At 41.8% G+C, this 18,470-nt stretch carries 16 protein-coding genes; 10 read left to right on the top strand and 6 right to left on the bottom strand.

Features of this window, described 5'->3' with window-relative positions; genetic code table 11:
• The first annotated feature begins 64 nt into the window (after positions 1-64).
• On the top strand, positions 65-1,543 hold the full coding sequence (locus tag RMX89_RS12765) for a hypothetical protein (protein ID WP_322689194.1): 1,479 nt from the start codon (positions 65-67) through the stop codon (positions 1,541-1,543).
• Between the two features lie 348 nt (positions 1,544-1,891).
• On the opposite strand, the gene map is transcribed toward RMX89_RS12765, so the two are convergent.
• The 5 genes from map to RMX89_RS12740 form a co-directional block, all read right to left on the bottom strand.
• Positions 1,892-2,719: a type I methionyl aminopeptidase gene (gene map, locus RMX89_RS12760; protein WP_292785339.1), complete on the bottom strand. Its 828-nt coding sequence runs from the start codon at positions 2,717-2,719 to the stop codon at positions 1,892-1,894.
• A gap of 220 nt (positions 2,720-2,939) precedes the next feature.
• Positions 2,940-3,464 (bottom strand): plastocyanin/azurin family copper-binding protein, encoded by a 525-nt coding sequence (locus tag RMX89_RS12755; protein ID WP_322689193.1) that lies wholly within the window; start codon positions 3,462-3,464, stop codon positions 2,940-2,942.
• 104 nt (positions 3,465-3,568) lie between these two features.
• On the bottom strand, positions 3,569-6,430 hold the full coding sequence (locus tag RMX89_RS12750; protein WP_322689192.1) for a pitrilysin family protein: 2,862 nt from the start codon (positions 6,428-6,430) through the stop codon (positions 3,569-3,571).
• A 142-nt stretch (positions 6,431-6,572) separates the two neighbouring features.
• Positions 6,573-7,016, bottom strand: a complete 444-nt coding sequence (locus RMX89_RS12745) for a VOC family protein (RefSeq protein ID WP_322689191.1) — start codon at positions 7,014-7,016, stop codon at positions 6,573-6,575.
• Between the two features lie 76 nt (positions 7,017-7,092).
• A complete protein-coding gene (locus RMX89_RS12740; RefSeq protein ID WP_322664825.1) occupies positions 7,093-7,605 on the bottom strand; it encodes a TIGR02652 family protein in 513 nt (170 codons plus the stop codon).
• A gap of 239 nt (positions 7,606-7,844) precedes the next feature.
• On the opposite strand from RMX89_RS12740, the gene RMX89_RS12735 reads away from it, so the two are divergent.
• The 3 genes from RMX89_RS12735 to RMX89_RS12725 all read left to right on the top strand — a co-directional run bounded on the left by RMX89_RS12735 (position 7,845) and on the right by RMX89_RS12725 (position 10,186).
• Positions 7,845-8,372, top strand: a complete 528-nt coding sequence (locus RMX89_RS12735; RefSeq protein WP_322671745.1) for a gamma carbonic anhydrase family protein — start codon at positions 7,845-7,847, stop codon at positions 8,370-8,372.
• A gap of 227 nt (positions 8,373-8,599) precedes the next feature.
• Positions 8,600-8,725 (top strand): photosystem II protein Y, encoded by a 126-nt coding sequence (locus tag RMX89_RS12730; RefSeq protein WP_322671746.1) that lies wholly within the window; start codon positions 8,600-8,602, stop codon positions 8,723-8,725.
• A gap of 162 nt (positions 8,726-8,887) precedes the next feature.
• On the top strand, positions 8,888-10,186 hold the full coding sequence (locus RMX89_RS12725) for a folylpolyglutamate synthase/dihydrofolate synthase family protein (RefSeq protein ID WP_322689190.1): 1,299 nt from the start codon (positions 8,888-8,890) through the stop codon (positions 10,184-10,186).
• A 36-nt stretch (positions 10,187-10,222) separates the two neighbouring features.
• On the opposite strand, the gene RMX89_RS12720 is transcribed toward RMX89_RS12725, so the two are convergent.
• Positions 10,223-11,521, bottom strand: a complete 1,299-nt coding sequence (locus tag RMX89_RS12720) for a sugar ABC transporter substrate-binding protein (protein WP_322689189.1) — start codon at positions 11,519-11,521, stop codon at positions 10,223-10,225.
• A 152-nt stretch (positions 11,522-11,673) separates the two neighbouring features.
• On the opposite strand from RMX89_RS12720, the gene RMX89_RS12715 reads away from it, so the two are divergent.
• From RMX89_RS12715 to RMX89_RS12690, 6 genes are all read left to right on the top strand, one after another.
• The gene (locus RMX89_RS12715) at positions 11,674-12,780 is read left to right on the top strand and encodes a type IV pilus biogenesis protein PilM (RefSeq protein ID WP_322671748.1); all 1,107 of its coding nucleotides are present in this window, start codon (positions 11,674-11,676) and stop codon (positions 12,778-12,780) included.
• A gap of 4 nt (positions 12,781-12,784) precedes the next feature.
• Positions 12,785-13,561 (top strand): PilN domain-containing protein, encoded by a 777-nt coding sequence (locus RMX89_RS12710; RefSeq protein ID WP_322689188.1) that lies wholly within the window; start codon positions 12,785-12,787, stop codon positions 13,559-13,561.
• The gene (locus RMX89_RS12705; protein WP_322689187.1) at positions 13,558-14,322 is read left to right on the top strand and encodes a pilus assembly protein PilO; all 765 of its coding nucleotides are present in this window, start codon (positions 13,558-13,560) and stop codon (positions 14,320-14,322) included. Before RMX89_RS12710 ends, RMX89_RS12705 begins: the two co-directional genes overlap by 4 nt.
• 283 nt (positions 14,323-14,605) lie before the next feature.
• Complete coding sequence (locus RMX89_RS12700) at positions 14,606-16,783, top strand: AMIN domain-containing protein (RefSeq protein ID WP_322689186.1); 2,178 nt, start codon at positions 14,606-14,608, stop codon at positions 16,781-16,783.
• 366 nt (positions 16,784-17,149) lie between these two features.
• Complete coding sequence (locus tag RMX89_RS12695; protein WP_322689185.1) at positions 17,150-17,725, top strand: Uma2 family endonuclease; 576 nt, start codon at positions 17,150-17,152, stop codon at positions 17,723-17,725.
• Between the two features lie 53 nt (positions 17,726-17,778).
• A complete protein-coding gene (locus RMX89_RS12690; RefSeq protein ID WP_322689184.1) occupies positions 17,779-18,420 on the top strand; it encodes a Uma2 family endonuclease in 642 nt (213 codons plus the stop codon).
• Positions 18,421-18,470: the final 50 nt, after the last annotated feature.

The raw sequence follows: 18,470 nt of genomic DNA, 5'->3' as shown, positions 1-18,470 counted from the left end.
TTGTATTACTCAAGCTATTTTAATTGTTCTGCATAAACTTTCGACAAATCCCCAAGGGGTATTTATGGCTAACCTAGAAATACTTGTTAGTAAATTGCCAACATTAATTCAAAATTTAAAACTGACTATTGGTGATTCTAATCAAATTATGGAACAAATTATCTTAATCAATAATGCTCAGGAACAGCTACGGAGTATTAAAAAAATAATCGCTCAGGAATTGAGATTCGAGCGCACTAATAATTCTGCGATCGCTACACTTCCTCCATTGAGCGCAGCAGCTACTTTATTTATACCTAATTTGGGATTAGTCGATCCAGCGATCGCAGAAAAGTTTGGAAACTCAGAAACTAAAATTTCATTAACTGATTTACAATCAAAAATTGATGATTGGATTGAATGGGGTTATTTTTTACAAGCGATAGCTGCTGATATTCTTAGCGACATTCAATTAGTAAATCAACTAAATTCTGATATTCTTAATTTAAGTATATCTAATGAATTTCAAACCTTGAATGACAGCTTACAAATTGACTTAGCCTTGGCTAAATCTAATATTTTAAAACATCAAATTGAAAAAATTGGCGATTCTCAAACACAACTCTTACAGTTACAGCAAAAATTAAATTATATTTTTGATACTATTAAAAATAGTCGTAGCTTATTAAATATTTTATTAGGTGTCTCAGCTTTTTATGGTAAATCTGGTTTCGCTTTAGAGTGGTTAGACGATGACCACGAATTAATTATATCGAGTGAGGGAAAATTTCAAGAATTGACAGATATTCTCAATGATTGTGATTCTTTCCAAGAACAAATTGCTGCTTTAATTATTAGGGGTAATACTTTAACTCAACAGGGAGAACAAGCCCTGAAAAACATTGAACAGGAAAGTAGTAGAGAAGCAACCAGTAGCCAGGAAGTAGGAATATTAACAAAGTTTTCAACACCAAAAATAATACGTTCAGCTTTGATTATCACTTCAAGTTTATTAATCTTAACTTTTGCTGGTTTGAAAATTAGAGAACAAAGTCTAAGTTTAACTCAAGAAGGAAGTGCGATCGTCACAGACGATGATTCCGCCATCGCCAACTTTAAATCTGCTCAAAAACTTGGTATGGAGGCTGCTTCTCTAGTTCAAAAGCCACCGCATACTCTAAAAGTCTGGCAAGAAGCAGAAACTAAATGGTATCATGCAATAATTTTATTAGATAACATTCCTGCTAAAACATCAGTTTATGACCGCGCAAAAAAGAAATTAGCTTACTATCAAATTAACTATAAATCTATTAGTCAAAGAGTACTAATTGAAAAGAAAGCTGTAGGAAACTTAGAATTAGCCCACAAGCTAGCAACAGAAGCTAATTTATTTGTTAAAAATTCACCTCATTCACAACTAAGTCGGCAGCAAGCACAAAATAAATGGCGGCAAGCAATTAATTTGTTAGAAGCTATTCCAGAAAGTACGTCTGTCTTTGTGCAAGCTAAAGAGATGCTTTCTATTTACAAAACTAATTATGCAGGGACTAATCAGCAGTCCTAAGAGGATGTTTGAAAAGTTTTCTTCTCGGTAGCAAAACGTTCTAGATCCCCCTAAATCCCCCGATAAATTGGGGGACTTTGATTCCGGTTCCCCCCTTTTTAAGGGGAGCCAGCGCGGTCTTGGGGGTTTCCCCCATGAGCGACTGGCGTGGGCTAGGGGGGATCGGTTAGTGCCTAAAATCACAGCCAACCACTTTTCAAACAACCTCTAAATCATTTATGAAAAATTAGATAGGATTGCTATAGCAGTTATTGAATATTTTACAAATTTGGTTAAACAAATAAAGAGATAAATCGCCCTCTTTTGACGCTTTACCTCTCTCAACAACAGATAATTACAACTAAACAATTACACCTTAGAACGGTCAGTTAAAATCTCATAACCAGTCTCCGTTACCAAAACTGTATGCTCAAACTGAGCCGACAAAGAATTATCCATAGTGACTGCTGTCCAACGGTCAGATAATGTTCGTGTGTGTCTGGAACCCGCGTTTAAAATTGGCTCAATTGCCAGCGTCATCCCTGCTCGGAGTTTAACATTTGGCATCTCACGAGTACGGTAGTTGAATACTGAAGGTTCTTCATGCAGGTTACGACCGACACCGTGTCCAGTAAACTCTTCAACTATACTAAAGCCGTTAGATTTCACATGATCTTCAATTGCTCCAGCTAAGTCAAGTAGGTATACACCAGCCTTTACTTGTTCAATGCCTTTATATAAAGCTTCTTCTGCTACGCGAATTAATTTAGCAGCTTCTTGCGTCACTTCACCGACAGCAATTGAAATGCAAGAATCACCATGAAAGCCTTGGTAATAAGCACCCGTATCTACTTTTAATACATCCCCGACGCGAATCACTTTTTTGGGGCTAGGAATGCCATGTACTGCTTCATTATTAATACTGGAACAGATAGAACCCGGAAAACCGTGATATCCTTTAAAACTCGGTGTTGCACCCATTTCGCGGATGCGTTTTTCTGCATAAGCATCCAAATCAGCTGTTGTCATTCCTGGCTTTACTAGCTCGGAAATTTCTTTGAGGACAGTTGCGACAATTGCCGATGATTGCCGCATGATTTCTATTTCACGCGGCGATTTAATTTCAATTCCTCGGCGCTGTTTTTTCGCAGGTGCAGGCTGAGTCGCTTGAGAAAGTAAGTTACTGAAAATGTTCATGGGAAATTAATAATTACTGGTGGCTTTGACGCTGAAGTATGAATGCTTTCTCTAGATTAATTGAGAAATAATATCTATAATTTAACACTATAGGAGTTAGTACAGTTTAGTCTAAAATTGTGGTGAATTGAGGTTTCAAATTTAAACGCAAAGGGGCGCAAAGTTAAGCGCAAAGGTACGCAGAGAATTTCATGAAATGTTGTATTTATCTCAATTATTTTTAATTTTTGATGGCAATTTCTCCAATCATACCCGCTTCTGTATGTCCTGGTATTGTACAACGTAAGCCATAAGTACCAGATTTCAAGGGCACAAATACCCATTCGGCTTCAGCACTGGGTTTGAGTTCCAGTTCGTGAATGGCTCCTTTGATTTCTACTTTGCCTGCTTCAACTTTTTGTGTCCAGATGCCATCGGCAAAATCTTTAGCGGTAAAATAGTGCTTCAGTTGGCTGGGATTATTAAGCCGTAGTTGATAACGTTTACCAACCTCAAATTCCAAATGATTTGGCTCAAATTTGAGGTCGTTAGCCGCATTACCCAAGCTAACTGTAAATTCTTTGGCTGGTTGCTTGAGCAAATCAAAAGACTTATTCGCCGCCATTGCTGGAGTAGCAGCGATGAAATTTAGAGCTAGGAGTAACGTTAATATCACGTAGTTACACCGTAATATTTGTACCCAAGTAGGAAGTGTGAAACTAAGAGATTTAATTACAAATTCGTAAAAATAGTTATAAATTTTCATCACTAATTCTCAAAAGGCAATGCTGATGAGCAATAACAATTAATAGGTAGTGGGGAAAACCACTTTACCTATTCTTTATATTATCCATGCCCAGTGCCTTATCTCTACCTAATACTTTTCTCTGCTAACACAGATGGCCCAGCAGTAACGACTACGATTTGATCTGGGTGGAGTAACTCACGAGCCGCTTGATTAACTTGAGCAAGGGTAACTTTCTGGATTTTATCAGTGAAGGAGTGCAATTCTACTTTATTTAGTCCATACACCTCATTCATCAGAATTCTATCTGTTAATTCCTCTGGGTTTGCCAGAGAAACGTTGTAGTTGCTGATGAGAGTGCGTTTAGCTGTTTCTACTTCCAGTGCCGTGACACCTTGTTGATGGATTTGTTGTAGAATTTGGCGGGTACTAGCGATCGCTTTACTGCTATCTTCAGGACTAGTCTGCATCTCAATCAAAAATGTCCCTACATTCTTCCCGGCTTGGAAGGAGCTATAAATCCCATAGCTCAAACCTTGGCGATCGCGCACTTCTGCACCTAGTCTACTAGATAAGGTATCGCCTCCCAATATCTGGTTTAATACTAAGGCTGCATGAAACCGAGGATCGTAACGGTTAATGCCTGTGTAACCCATATAAGTTACAGCTTGGGTTTTATCTGGTAAAACTGGGTTGACACTGACAATTTTCTGCGGCATTGCCACCGGGGGATATTTTAATGTGGGTGCTTGGCCGCTAACTTCCCAGTCTCCCAACTTATTTTTAATCAGCGATCGCACTTTGTCTAGATCGAAATCTCCCACCAGCGCTAGCACTGTTGTATCTGGGCGATAATGTTTAGCTTTGAAATCAATCACATCCTGGCGCTGAATCTGCTGTAAACTCTCCTCTGTCGGGAAGGTATGTAAGGGGTGTTTTTTCGGATAAATTGACTGAACAAATACTCTTCTGGCTACTTCTGATGGCTCATCTAATTCCTGTTGCAAATCAGTTAAAGTTTGTTGACGATGCAGTTCTAACTCTTTGCTAGGAAAGGTACTATTCTTCACAACATCTGCTAATATCTCTAGGAGTATTGGCAAATCATCTGCTAAACTATCACCTTCAATATGTACACCTTCGCGGTAGGTTTGAAAGTCTAGACTTACCCCTCGTTCTCCTAAGACTTTAGCAATAGTTAAAACATCCTTGCTCTTAGTACCATTTAGCAAATTGTCTGCCACAAAAGCAGCCAATCCGGCTTTATTCTCTGGATCGAATTCCGTCCCAGCTTGAATATAACCGCTCAAGGTAACGGTAGGAGTACTCCGATCGGGTAACAGTAATATCCGCAATCCGTTAGTCAATTTAAATTCCTGGGGTAAGACTTGGGCAATCGCATCTGTAGCCAAATCCGCCGACGGTAAGTACTTTATCACCTCAGAAAAAAGCACGGGTACGCCAGGAGAGAAGTTTTCTGTAGTTTGGGCTGAGTCTGGTTTGTCAGCAACTTCTGTTATCCGCTTCTGGGTTGGTTCAAAAAAGCCAACTGTCCGCGCTTCTTTTGTCAGATATTTGTTAATCACAGCAACAACATCCGTCGGCTTCACCAAACGAACAGCTGCCAAATAGCGGTCTGTGTAGCGATAATCACCAACAGTTGTCTCATCAGTGCCCAATCGGATTGCTTGAGAAGTTATATCACGGTTACTCAAAATTACATCTGCTGTTAATTGAGTTTTGGCTCGTTCTACTTCCTCAGATGTCACACCTTTTTCTGCTACATTGGCGATCGCACTACTCAACATTGAGTCAATTTTTTTCAAATCTTGTTTAGCTCCAGCCGTTACCAACAACTCATACCAGCCAGATTCTCGCAAACTGGTAACGGATGCTGTAAGTTCACTAGCTAAACCTGATTCCACCAATGCCTGATAAAGTCTAGAATTCCGTCCTTCTGTCAAGATGTAATCCATCACATCCAGCGCCGGGACATCCGGTTGGTTTGCATCCGGTAACAGATACACAACTTGTAACAGCCGCCCTGCTCCCGGTTCTCGCAATACGATGGGAGTGCTGAGTGAGGTAGATGGGGTAAAAGTATTTTTACTGCTAACTTCTAACTCCTCACTCCTAACTCCTAGCTCCTCACTCCTAACTTTTTTTGGTAATTTACCAAACACTTCTTTAATTGTTTCAAGAGCATTTGCAGTTTGAAAATCTCCAACAATCACTAAGACGGCATTATCGGGACTGTAAAAATTGCGGTAATATTTTTCTACCTGCTCAACTTCAAATTTCTCGACATCAGCTTTGGTGCCACCTACAGGCAACCCATAAGCATGATTGGGAAACACCGCTTGCATAACGGCGCGGTTGAGGCGATATTCTGGACTATTTTCGTAACCCTGTAACTCGGAAATTACTACCCGCTTTTCACTGGCTAATTGCTCCGGCTCAATCTGGGAATTTCGCATTCTGTCTGCTTCCAGCACCAAGAGCGCTTTCAGCTTGTTTCGTTCCACAGTACCGTAATATGCAGTTTGATCGTAGCTGGTGAAAGCATTAGAATCACTACCTAAAGCACTAAACAAACGTCCAAATTGAATTGGACGGTTTTTTGTACCTTTAAACATCATGTGTTCTAGCTGGTGGGCAATGCCATTCACGCCTGGTTCTTCGTTACGCGAGCCAACCTTGTACCACACTTGCACCGTCACCACTGGCGCAGTATGCACTTCCTTTGTCAGGACAGTTAGACCATTCTCTAGTACTGTCTTGCGGACATTTTCTGTCAGTGTTGAGGGCATTATTCTTTTTGCTAGCAAGGTTGACTGATATTTTTCTTTGTTAGTAAATATAACTGGATGTTGGCTATGAGCAGGTCGATCGCTCAACAAAAAAACAGCTACTAGCCATAAACTTAAAAGTAATATCGGCAAGGGATATTTATAAAATTTAGAATAAAATTTGGAAAATCCATACATGTATTTAGCAGATTTATCTGTAAATTAAGTTACATAGTTATTTTTAAGAATGACTACACTCTAATCTGACGAAAAAATCTGTGACTTCAGTAACAATACAGAAAAAAAATATATTAGCAACAAAGCTAATAAAAAAGCTGAATTACGAGAGTTTTGCTAAAATCCGAATGAATTCCAGAGGTAAGCCATCAGTATCGGCGATGAAAGCCACTTCGTAAATGCGATCGCCTATTTGCTGTTGTGTCGGTTCTAAAAGCACCTTCAACGGTTCTAATCCTTCGGTTTGACTCTCAGCCGCCAATAATACACATTCTTGCAAATTTGTCAACCAGCTAGGTAAATCTGGTGTAATCTCTGTTAAATCGAACGAGAGATGATAATACCCTACATAATGTTCGTCAGCAAAGGCATCTGGGGCTGGTTTTGGTTCGGGAATTTGGATCAGTTCAATTCTGCCGCCCAATCCTTCCATCCAGCAAGCTAAGGTGTAGCCTGTGGTAAAGCGTTCTGAGATTGTAAACCCTAAAAGTTCGTAAAAAGCGATCGCTCGATGAATATTCGCAGTCCGAATAGAAGCGTGGTGCATAACAAAAGTTAGGAGTTGTAAGTTATGAGTTATAAATTGAATTTAACTCCTAACTCCTAACTCCTAACTCCTAACTTTACTCAAACAACCTGAAATAAGGGTAGCGTACAGGGACACCAGGCTCTTTTTCCAAGTCAAAATTAATCACTTCCCAACAGGCATCATCTGAGCTATCGGGGCTAAACTCCACGGGTAAACCGTACAAACGTGCCGCAGTAGCTTCTGGTTGTCCAGAACGCCAAGGCGTGCTGCGTTCTAAGTAGCCACTCATTAATTCCTGATAGCGTCGAGCAATAATCACTCGTGTTGCTCGAAAACCTTGGGTATAGAGCTTGTCTAATGCTTCGTGAATTTCAAAGCGAATACCATCAGGATGAGTATGTTGTCTATACCATTCATTATTCCATCTCCGCCAATGACGCCCCGATTGCAAATGGATTAACTCTCCATTTTTAGGATTAGCTTCAAACGCGCCATGACGCGGACACAGATAGGTATCTGTGAGTGTCAACGCCGGAATAGTCTGGCGACAATGGGGACACTGTATTTCCGGCCCAAACATCGGGTACTGCAAACCTGGATTCATCATGAAGTGCGTACAAACATAGTTTTGTCTTCACCAGCACTAGTGGGTTGGATTATACACTTCGGCTCAACCACTTTGGGTTACTTGCTCGCTGCTGCATAGACACGGTGTTGCGGCAGGAACATTGTTCACTAGTGTTTTCCTCAGCGTAGAGGCTTGACGCTGTGATATCCTGGTTGTGCAACCAGCCTCAAAGGTTGGTGTTTCTCCAGTGTTCCTGGGTACCATATTCATATTCTATCGTGTCTACCGCTTCTTACTGGACATCTCCTGATTTTTCTCAAGCTGCCTTCATTGCGGACAATGCTGTTGTTATGGGTTCGGTAAATATAGCAACAGGAGTGAGCATTTGGTATGGAGCAGTGGTGAGGGGAGATGTAGAACGAATTGAAATTGGCGAATGCACCAATATTCAAGATGGTGCAATTCTACATGGTGACGCTGGTTTTCCAACAATTTTAGAAGATCATGTTACCGTAGGGCATCGCGCTGTAGTACATTCTGCTTACATTGAGCGTGGAAGTTTGATTGGCATTGGCGCAGTGATTTTAGATGGGGTACGAGTGGGCGCTGGAAGCATTATTGGTGCTGGCGCAGTGGTAACTAAAAATGTACCGCCTTTGTCATTAGTTGTCGGTATTCCAGGTAAAGTATTACGGCAAGTAACAGATGTTGAAGCCGCAGAACTGATTGAACACGCTAAACGTTACCAAAAGTTAGCTTTAGTTCATGCTGGTAAGGGTACTGATATTGGTTTTAGCAAGGCTTAGAGAGTAGGGAGTAGGGAGTAGGGAGGCAGGGGGGCAGGGGAGCAGGGGAGGCAGGGGAGGCAGGGGGAGAAGAATTAATAACCAATGCCCAATGCCCAATGCCCAATGCCCCATAATTTAAACATTCTTTACATTTGGATTTGGAAAAATTGCCCACTTCAGCTAAAAATAAAAATGAGAGCTGTTGACAAAACTTTAATTTCTACTTAAAAGAGGGGTTCTTAGATATGGATATCGATTTTCGTATAGCGATCGTTTTAGCACCAGTAGTCATTGCTGCTAGTTGGGCAGTGTTTAATATTGGCGCTGCGGCTTTAAGACAATTTCAAGGCTTTTTCGATAGAGAAGCTTAAATTCATTAATGGGGCATGGGGCACGGGGTACTTGTACTGAGTTTCGACTGCGCTCAACTACCGCGAAGCCGAAGTATTGAGCATTGATTATTCATCTTGTCCCCTTGTCCCCTTGTCCCCTTGTCCCCTTGTCCCCTTGTCTCCACTCCCTACTCCCATTCCTTGGATATCGATTCTGTAATACAACCCCTGCAACGCTTTGGTGTCCATTTGGGACTCGATCGCATTGTCAACCTATTGGCAAATATCGGGAATCCCCATCACCAAGTCCCGGTAATTCATGTTGCTGGCACTAATGGCAAAGGTTCAGTCTGTGCCTATATTTCCTCAGTACTCACAGAGGCTGGTTATCGTACAGGACGCTACACTTCACCCCATCTAGTTGATTGGAGGGAACGTATTTGTCTGAACGAACAGCAAATTTCCTCTGAGGAATTGAGTCAATTATTAGAAAAAGTCCAAGCGGTTATTCGTCATCAGGACGAATCGGCAACTCAGTTTGAAGTAATTACGGCGGCTGCTTGGTTATATTTTGCTCGGCAGCAAGTTGATGTGGCTGTGGTAGAAGTCGGACTGGGAGGGCGCTTAGATGCAACCAATGTCTGCTTGGAACCTTTGGTTACACTCATTACTTCCATTAGCCGGGAACACTGGCAACAACTTGGCCCTACCATCGCTGACATTGCTAGAGAAAAAGCAGGTATTCTCAAACCTGGATGTCCCGTTGTGGTTGGGCCATTACCACCAGAGGCAGACCAAGTGGTGCGATCGCGCGCCTTAGAATTACAATGCCGAATTTTTACGCCTCAACCCGCCCGTGAAATCACTACAGGATGGGCAGAATATCAAACAATTCAAAATTCTAATTTAATTAAATATCCGTTGCCGTTAGCCGGACAAATTCAGTTAACTAATTCGGCTTTGGCAATAGCTGCTTTAGAAATTCTCCAACAACAGGGTTGGCAGATTTCAGAAGAAGCCATAATTAACGGCATGGCCAAAACTAAATGGCCAGGGCGGATGCAATGGATTACTTGGAACAACCATAAATTATTACTTGATGGCGCTCATAATACCGCCGCCGCTCAAGTTCTTCGCCAATATGTTGATAGCTTAGACGCAGTTAACCATAAGCCCGTCAATTGGATTGTGGGAATGTTTGCCGATAAGGATCATGCTGATATTTTTACCGCATTACTGCGACCAGGCGATCGCCTTTATTTAATGCCAATACCAGTAGAACCCTGGCCTGGTAGAACTTCTGCGGATCTAGACTACTTATCAAATCTAGCTTACAGCCTCTGTCCCGAATTAAGTGATCGCCAAATCCATCCAGATTTATTCACAGCACTAGCAGCTGCAACCTCAACCGCTACCACAGACGATTTAATCGTTTTGTGTGGTTCCCTTTATTTAATCGGCGACTTTTTAGCAACCACCAATATATTTCATAAATCATAATTACGAATTACGAATTACGAATTACGAATTACGAATTTACCTCTGATTCCACTCCTGCGCCGCATCTTCTACAGCTTTATCTACAGTTTTCTGCCCTAACATTGCTGCTTGCAAGTTTTCGTAAACTGCCTTTTGCAGTTTATTAAAATCCTTCAATGTCGGGGTCAATATTTCTGCCTTTGGCAGTTCTTGAGCACTCATTACTCGTGCTTTTTCTATTGTTGAAGCATTAGCTGAAACATCTTTAAAGTAACTATCAGACAATGCTTTGATTGTAGAAGGCAGAACATTTGCAGCTTTAGCAAAGGCTAACTGATTTTCGTCATTGGTGACAAATAAAGCAAACTTCACAGCGCCATCTGGTTGTTTGCTATCGCGAGGAATAACTATGTTCATCACCGCGACATTTTTCTTGCCTGTGTCACCAGTGAGTTGAGGTGCTATTTCCGAAGCTTGAGCAATTTTGGGGGCATTATTAGCGATCGTTTTCAGGAACTCTGGCCCAGAAGCTAGAAACGCAGTCTCTCCAGATTGGTATAAATCGATCGCGTGGCGATGTCCTTGAGTTAAAGCCTCTTTAGGAAGCAAACCTTTTTTATACAAGTCTACCCAATACTGAAACGCAGCTTTTCCTTGTGCTGAATTAAACGCCGCTTTACCTTCAGCATCTATGAGAGTGACTCCCATTTGCACGAAAGATTCCAACACTTCACCAGAATCTTGCGGTACGAAAGTTACAAAAAAAGCATATTTCCCCGTCTTGTCTTTAATTTGTTGCGCTGCTTGTGCCAATTCTGCGTAGGTTACGGGGACTTTATTGATACCTGCCTGTTTTAATAAATCAGTGTTATAAATGGTTAACCGTGTGGTGAGATACCAGGGAATCCCAAAACTCTTACCATTAAGCGTGCTTGCTTTCCAGATATTCGGCAAATAGGAGGAACGTACATCATTCGGGACTTTCGCATCTAAATCTAACCAGGCATTTCGTCCGGCAAGTTGGGAAGCAAAACCCGGATTCAAGTTAACTACATCAGGTGGCGTTTTTGCGGAGACAGCTGTTAATATTTTGTTCTCCATTGCTGCCCAAGGTACATCGACCCAGTTAATCTTTATACCTGGATTTTGCGATTCAAAATTCGCAATTAGGCTTTTGAAGTAGTCGGTAAATTGAGGTTGGAGTTGCATTGTCCAAAACTCAACAGTTCCCGCTCCTGAAGTAGCTTGTTTTGTACTTGTATTAACATTACCTGTACTGCAACTTACAATCCAACTGGTTAATAAGCCAAGCAGTACAAAAGCAACAAGTTGTTTAAATTTTCGCAATTGAATCATTTTCCCAGTATTTTTACGCTTGATCGGTGTGAAAAGCTTAGACAGAATTGTTGAGATTATAGGCTAAATAAATTACCCGTAAAGACGTAATATATAACGCCTTTACCGCAACTAATTTAAATTTTCAATTTAGCAGTCCAGCGGGCACAACTGTGGTAAAAAGCTTCAATAGTCTGTTTGGCAAATCGAAAAAAGGAGTAGGCATTGAACTTGCTCCCGAACGGGTGAATGTAGTTCAGCTACGCAAGCAGGGTCAAGGCTTGAAACTAGAAATCTATACATCGGTAGCAGTTCCAGAAGGGATAGTTACCGATGGTCAAATCAGCGACCCTCCAGCAATGGCGCAATTAATTCAGCAGGCGCTAGCTGAGAGCAAAATCAAAACTTCTCGCGTTGCTACTGGTGTCCCAGGACGAGATTCTATCGTTCGGATTATACCAGTGCCAGCAGAGTTAGACGATAAAGAACTGCGAGAAATGGTGCTGAACCATGAAGCAGGTTTGTATTTACCTTATCCTCGTGAAGAGGCTGATGTAGATTATCAGAAACTTGGGTATTTTGTAGATGAAGATGGCATTGAAAAAGTACACGTACTCTTAGTTGCCACCCGCAAGGAGATCACGGATACCTATATAAGTACCTTCGAGCAGGCAGGATTACAAATTGATGTTTTAGAAATTAACAGTTTTGCTCTAATTCGGACTATTCGCGAACAACTGCGACAATTTGGGCCGCAAGAAGCAGCAGTACTAGTTGATATCGAGTTCGATAGTACAGAAATAGCCATCATCGTTAACGGAGTGCCGCAATTTTCGCGCACAGTCCCCATCGGGACTTATCAAATGCAAACTGCCTTAGCAAGGGCAATGAGCTTACCTACATCACGAGATATGGAACTGTTACACGGAATGGTTATTCCTGCAACTCCCATAGACGGGGGTAAAACTGGCGTTACCGAACTCGATCCTGGCATGGCTGCCATATTGAGAGTCTTGGGAGAACTAACGGATGAACTGCGCCGTTCCATCGATTTTTACCTGAATCAAAGTGAAAATTTGGAGGTAGCGCAGATTTTATTAGCCGGCCCAGGAGGTGGACTTCAACAGCTAGATGAATTTTTTACCCAACGATTGAGTTTGCCAACTACCCAAATAGATCCAATTGGGTCTTTATCTTTGGAAGTTGACACTGATAAATATCCACAGGTACAACGCTCTGGCTTGGCGATCGTACTAGGTCTAGGAATGCGGGAGGTGTAATAAAATGTACAGCCTAGATGTTAACTTTCTTAAAGACCGCCCAGCATACCAGAAAAAGCCAGAGAAACAAGGAGGAATAGCCCTAAAACTTCCTACGGGGGATTTGACACTACTGTATGTAGGAGTTGCAGTAGGTATAGGTCTTCCGGTTTTATTTGGAGTTGGTTGGTGGTTGCTGCAAGGGAAGATTGTTGAATTAGATGGTCAGATTGCACAACTAGATCAAGAAAGCAAGAGGTTAGATACAGAAATAGGAAATATTAACAAAATCAAAGACGAGACAAAGGCAATTAAAGGGGAAACCCAAGCTTTAGTTACTGTATTTGACCAAATTCGACCTTGGTCAGCAATGCTGCAAGATTTGCGCGATCGCATCCCAACGGCAGTGCAAATCGAGAATATCAAGCAAATCCCACCCATTGCAGTAGCGGCAGGTCAGCCACCAAATAATCCCGCAGGGGGATTAGAAATTAACGGATTGGCTCGTTCCTTTAATGATGTCAATGATTTCTTATTGAGTTTACAACAGTCTCAGTTTTTGAAGTCCACAGAAACCAGAATTGTGACAGCAGCATTAGTAGATGCTCCCTTAACATCAAGTGCGAGTCAATCTTCTAATAATGTCGTAATTAAGCCACCTCAAGTAGTTAAATACACTATTCAATCGAGCATGAACGACGTTCCAGCGTCGGAATTAATTCGAGAGTTGGAAAAAAAAGGCACAGTGGGATTAGTAACTCGAATTCGTAATATGCAACAAACAGGAGTCATTTCAAAATGACGCTGAGTGATGATTTAAATTTTTCCGAACAAGGTGGGGAATTCGATCAAGCAACGCCAGGCGCACCCGTAGTATTTGGTATTGCCTTCACACCAAAAATTATTGGGATCTTGGTAGGGGTAGTTGGTTTAGCGGGAGCAGCTTATATATTTTTAAACCTGCTGATGCCAGCTTGGGAAAGCTATCAGCAGCAGCAAGCCAAAAGCTCTGAACTGCAAGCGCAAATTGAGCAAAAAAAAGCCAATATTAAACAGATTGACAAAGTTAAAGACGAACTAGCACAGGCAAAGCAGCAAAAAGTTCAGGTTTTAAGTTTATTTGCTAACGAAAAAACCTTAGATACATTACTGTTGGATTTGAACCGCTTAATTGAGTCTGGCAATAGCGCAACTTCTATTAATGCAGTAAGAGCCAAACTGAAGAGATATGTGCCGATTTCCCAAAAACCAGAACCGATTACCGATGGAAGTCTAGGACTAGGGGTTGACGGCAAGCTGCAACGCAGTACTATCAGCGCTGAGATTACAGCAACTTATGAACAAACACAATCGATAATTCGTAACATTGAGCGGTTACAACCTTTGTTAATAGTTAAAGATTATCAAGCAACTTTGGCTCCAGCAGAGACAAGATCCCCATTAGATAAAACGCCGATGCAGGTAGGCCCAGCAGCGATTAATACATCATTCCAGTTACAGGTATTGATGCCACTTAGTCCAGAAGAAATTGCCGCAGCAGCGAAAGCTGCCCCGAAAAAGTAGTCAAATTAGAGCTAGGACGAATAATAGAATTCGCGGCTACACAAGCGTAGACAAACCCTTCCCACACACTAAGGAAATAATTGAGGATTTTGAAACTCACTTTCGCCCTTGGTCTTCTGGCAGGGTAGGTGGGCAAAGTCTCGTGTAGTTAAGCCAACGCGATCTTCTCCAAAAAAGAGATGCTAGCGCCAATGGTGAAACCCCATAAGCAATTGGCGTGTGGTTTCTAAGCGCCTACTCAAAATTGTTTGTAAACAAGGTTTTATAAGGTGAGGAATGAACTGTGAAACAGCTTCACGGTAATAGTTTTATTTTAGCTACTGCTGCTTTTGTATTTTTGGCAGCTCAACCAGTTTGGGCACAAATTAGTCAAGTTACTAATGTCCAGTTAAATACAGTTAATGGTGGAATTAGCGTTGCTTTGAAAACTTCTTCCGGGTCGCGCGCCCAAGTTTTCACTACAAAAAGAGGCAAGGCTTTAATCGCTGATGTTATCAACACTCAATTACGATTACCACAAGGTAATAGCTTTCGTCAAGATAACCCAGCACCAGGAATTACCTCTGTTGAAGTTAGTCAGCTTGATGCTAATAGTATTCGGGTAACGGTAACTGGGAGCAACAATGCACCTGGCAGTCAACCCGTGATGCGATCGCCAAATGGAATTACACTCAGCTTTAGCCCTTCAACAGGCTCTACAGCATCAGTGCCAACGCCAACAGCCCCAACAACCCCAACATCCACAGCACCACCTGTTACAACTCCAGCCCAACCTGGTCAAAATCCAGGTGTTCTCGTTCCTAACCCGGAAGTCACCATTGACGGACAACCTGCACAAGCTGCTGGGCCAGGTCAACCTGTGAGTCAGGCTCCACCGTTCTTACCTCGAGCCGTCGCCCCACCAGTGGGAGATATTGCTATTTCTGCTACTGATGCTTCTCCTAGTACCGTTGACTTAGCAACTCAGGAACGTGTACCTCGTCTAGTACTGCGAGATGCCCCAGTACGTGAGGTTTTGTCATTGCTTGCTCGTGCTGCCGGTTTGAACTTGGCTTACGTAGGAGGTGAGCAAGGTGGTGGAGGTCAGCCAGGTGGCGGTACTAATGCACCAGCAGTTTCTCAAACAATCTCGCTAGATATAGAAAATGAGCCAGTGCAAGATGTATTTAACTACGTTTTGCGCCTCAGCGGTTTAGAAGCTAACCGTAGTGGTCGTACAGTTTTTGTCGGGGCTAAACTACCTAATGCGACCCGTGATATGGTTATGCGTAGTATGCGGCTCAATCAGGTTACGGTAGGAGTCGCCCTGAATTTTTTGGTCGCTTTGGGAGCAGAAAGTGCCGTCAGCCGCGAACGACAAGTTACTAGCGTTAGTGCGGTAGCTGTAGGTAATGCGGCTGCCCCCATCACCCAAACTCAGACGACCACGGAAACCCAAGTTCAACCTCTACGCGTTGATTTTAAAGACTCTAGTCCATTATTAAGAGGTTTACAAGCATTAGGAGACGAGCGCACCAATTCCCTGACCTTAATTGGCCCTCCTAGACTGATTGAGATTGCGATGGCTCAACTAACTCAGCTTGATATCCGCCGTCGTCAAGTGGTAGTCAACGTCAAGATTATTGATGTCAACCTCTCGAACATTCAAGACTACAACACTAGCTTTTCTTTTGGGGTTGGTAACAATTACTTTAGCAATGATGGTGGTATCGCCTCTCTGAATTTTGGAGGTAAAAGACCAGCTACTAGTGATGAAGTAAGAACTAGCTTGACTAGTACACCGATCGTGAATGATGTCTTTAGCACTGTTGCAAAGCCAATAACATTTACCAAAAGTCTTCTCGCCAGTTTGCAAGCTCAAGTGACAAATGGCAATGCCAAGATTTTGACTGACCCAACCTTAATTGTGCAAGAAGGTCAGCAGGCTCTGGTCAATCTGACTCAAGAAGTAGTGGGAAATATAACCCTTGAAACAACTGATACTTCTGGTGGTTCTAGGACAGAAAGAACAATTGAGAAACAAAAAGTTGGCTTAACCTTGAGTGTAAAAATTGAGCGGATTGACGATAATGGGTTCGTTTCTTTATCGGTTGCCCCTACTGTCAGCGCTCCTTCCGCCCCAGCAAATACAGGAAATGGACAAATTATTTTAGTGTCTGAGCGCTCTCTTACTTCTGGCTTAATTCGCTTACGAGATGGTCAGACACTAATCCTAAGTGGTATTATTCAAGACCAAGATCGGACAGCTGTCTCCAAAATTCCTATCTTAGGCGATCTTCCACTGATTGGTTCGTTATTTAGAAGTACAAACCGACAAAACCAGCGTCAAGAGGTGATTGTGTTGCTTACACCTCAGATTATGGATGACTCTGAGAACTCCTCCTACGGCTATAACTACGCCCCTAGCCCAGAAGTGCGGCAAATCCTTGAGCGTCGGGGGTTGAAGGTTCCTGGCAGATAATTAAAGATAACGAGTAAGTGAGTCATTTCTGCTAAAGGCTCAGATCCTCGACTTCTTAAAGAAGTCGAGGATCTTCTTGTTCGCAAGTAGGATTAAATTTAAACGTTATTCTACAATAAAAATACCCAATTACAATAAAAGTAATAGTAATGGGTAAATACTAATGATTTCAGAATAAGAGTTATTAACAAAGTGGCACTTTCTTCCACAAGATAAACAAGAGTAAGTTTTAGATTTTGTTGAATTTCTTTGTGTGAAAAACTTTGCAAATAAAACCCCATTGGGAAAACGTTATTTATAATTTTCGTTAAAAAACTTTAACTGAAGATTTGTAGCCAGTTAGCTAACAAAAAGGTAAATACTCTGATGACAGCACTTACATTAAACCTCAATTCTGTAATTCAACTGACAAGAGAGCAATTTTATCAATTGTGTGAAGAAAACCCAGATTTAAAATTAGAACGCAATGCGGAAGGAGAGTTGATTATAATACTACCTACGGGAGGAGAAACAGGAAAAAGTAATTCTACTATTAACGCTCAAATATGGTTTTGGAACGACCAAAATCAATTGGGCGAAGTTTTTGATTCATCAACTGGATTTACTTTACCATCCGGGGCTGACCGTTCTCCAGATGTTTCTTGGGTGGAAAAATCTCGTTGGGATGCTTTGACTAAAGAACAAAAAGAAAAATTTATTCCCCTATGTCCTGATTTTGTAATTGAGATACTTTCGCCTAATGACAGCTTGAAAAAAACTCAGAACAAGATGCAAGAGTATATCGAAAATGGTTGTCGTCTAGGTTGGTTGATTAACCGAAAAAAACAGGAAGTAGAAATTTATCGTCCAGGACAAGATGTGGAAGTTTTAAAATATCCTCAAACTATTTCCGGCGAAAATGTTTTACCTGATTTTGTACTCAATATACAACGAATTTGGTAAAAGGTTCGTAGGGATACAGTACTGGAAAAAGTTTTGTTGCAAAGAACTGAACTATGGTGGCAATAACAACATCCGCAGAAAATCGGGTTATACTCCAAAACATTAGCTGGCAGACATTTAAAACCATGCTGGCTGAAATGGGTTCAGATCGTAATTCCCGACTGGCTTATGACAGTGGAACGATAGAAATTATGACCCCACAAATGCCGCACGAGAACTCAAATCGCTTAATAGAAGTTTTTGTTGGTGTCCTGTGCGAAGAGTTGGGCTGGGAAATTAGACGCGCTGGTTCATTAACTTTAACGCGGGATGATTTGCAGCGAGGAGCCGAGCCAGATAGTAGCTACTACATTCAAAATGAAGCGCTAGTTCGAGATAAAGAAAATATTGACATAGCTATCGACCCGCCCCCTGACCTGGTGCTGGAAGTGGAATATTCCAGGTCTGCAATAGACAAACTTAAGCTTTATGCTGCAATGGAAGTCCCTGAATTTTGGCGCTATAACGGCAGTGTGTTGCGAGTCTACACGCTTGCAGGTGGGCAATACTCAGAAGTCGAAACCAGCCCTACTTTTGCACCTGTGTCGGTCAAGGAGATTCCTCGGTTTATCCAAGAAGCGAAGAAGAATGGGGAAATTGCTACTACCCGTGCTTTTCGGGCTTGGGTGCAACAGAAAATTTCTGCTAGGGAATAGACATGTCCTTAAAACAAAAGTTATGGAAAAATGATACAGAAATAAAAATT

The organism is Nostoc sp. DedSLP04, from assembly GCF_034530775.1.
Taxonomy (GTDB): Bacteria; Cyanobacteriota; Cyanobacteriia; order Cyanobacteriales; family Nostocaceae; genus Nostoc.
Note: the sequence above shows the minus strand (reverse complement) of the source record. Positions and strands in the feature narration are given on the sequence as shown.

Coding starts and splice junctions, on each gene's coding strand:
- RMX89_RS12765 (WP_322689194.1), top strand. CDS start 65: ATGGCTAACCTAGAAATACTTGTTAGTAAATTGCCAACATTAATTCAA.
- map (WP_292785339.1), bottom strand. CDS start 2,719: ATGAACATTTTCAGTAACTTACTTTCTCAAGCGACTCAGCCTGCACCT.
- RMX89_RS12755 (WP_322689193.1), bottom strand. CDS start 3,464: ATGAAAATTTATAACTATTTTTACGAATTTGTAATTAAATCTCTTAGT.
- RMX89_RS12750 (WP_322689192.1), bottom strand. CDS start 6,430: ATGTATGGATTTTCCAAATTTTATTCTAAATTTTATAAATATCCCTTG.
- RMX89_RS12745 (WP_322689191.1), bottom strand. CDS start 7,016: ATGCACCACGCTTCTATTCGGACTGCGAATATTCATCGAGCGATCGCT.
- RMX89_RS12740 (WP_322664825.1), bottom strand. CDS start 7,605: ATGATGAATCCAGGTTTGCAGTACCCGATGTTTGGGCCGGAAATACAG.
- RMX89_RS12730 (WP_322671746.1), top strand. CDS start 8,600: ATGGATATCGATTTTCGTATAGCGATCGTTTTAGCACCAGTAGTCATT.
- RMX89_RS12720 (WP_322689189.1), bottom strand. CDS start 11,521: ATGATTCAATTGCGAAAATTTAAACAACTTGTTGCTTTTGTACTGCTT.
- RMX89_RS12710 (WP_322689188.1), top strand. CDS start 12,785: ATGTACAGCCTAGATGTTAACTTTCTTAAAGACCGCCCAGCATACCAG.
- RMX89_RS12705 (WP_322689187.1), top strand. CDS start 13,558: ATGACGCTGAGTGATGATTTAAATTTTTCCGAACAAGGTGGGGAATTC.
- RMX89_RS12695 (WP_322689185.1), top strand. CDS start 17,150: ATGACAGCACTTACATTAAACCTCAATTCTGTAATTCAACTGACAAGA.
- RMX89_RS12690 (WP_322689184.1), top strand. CDS start 17,779: ATGGTGGCAATAACAACATCCGCAGAAAATCGGGTTATACTCCAAAAC.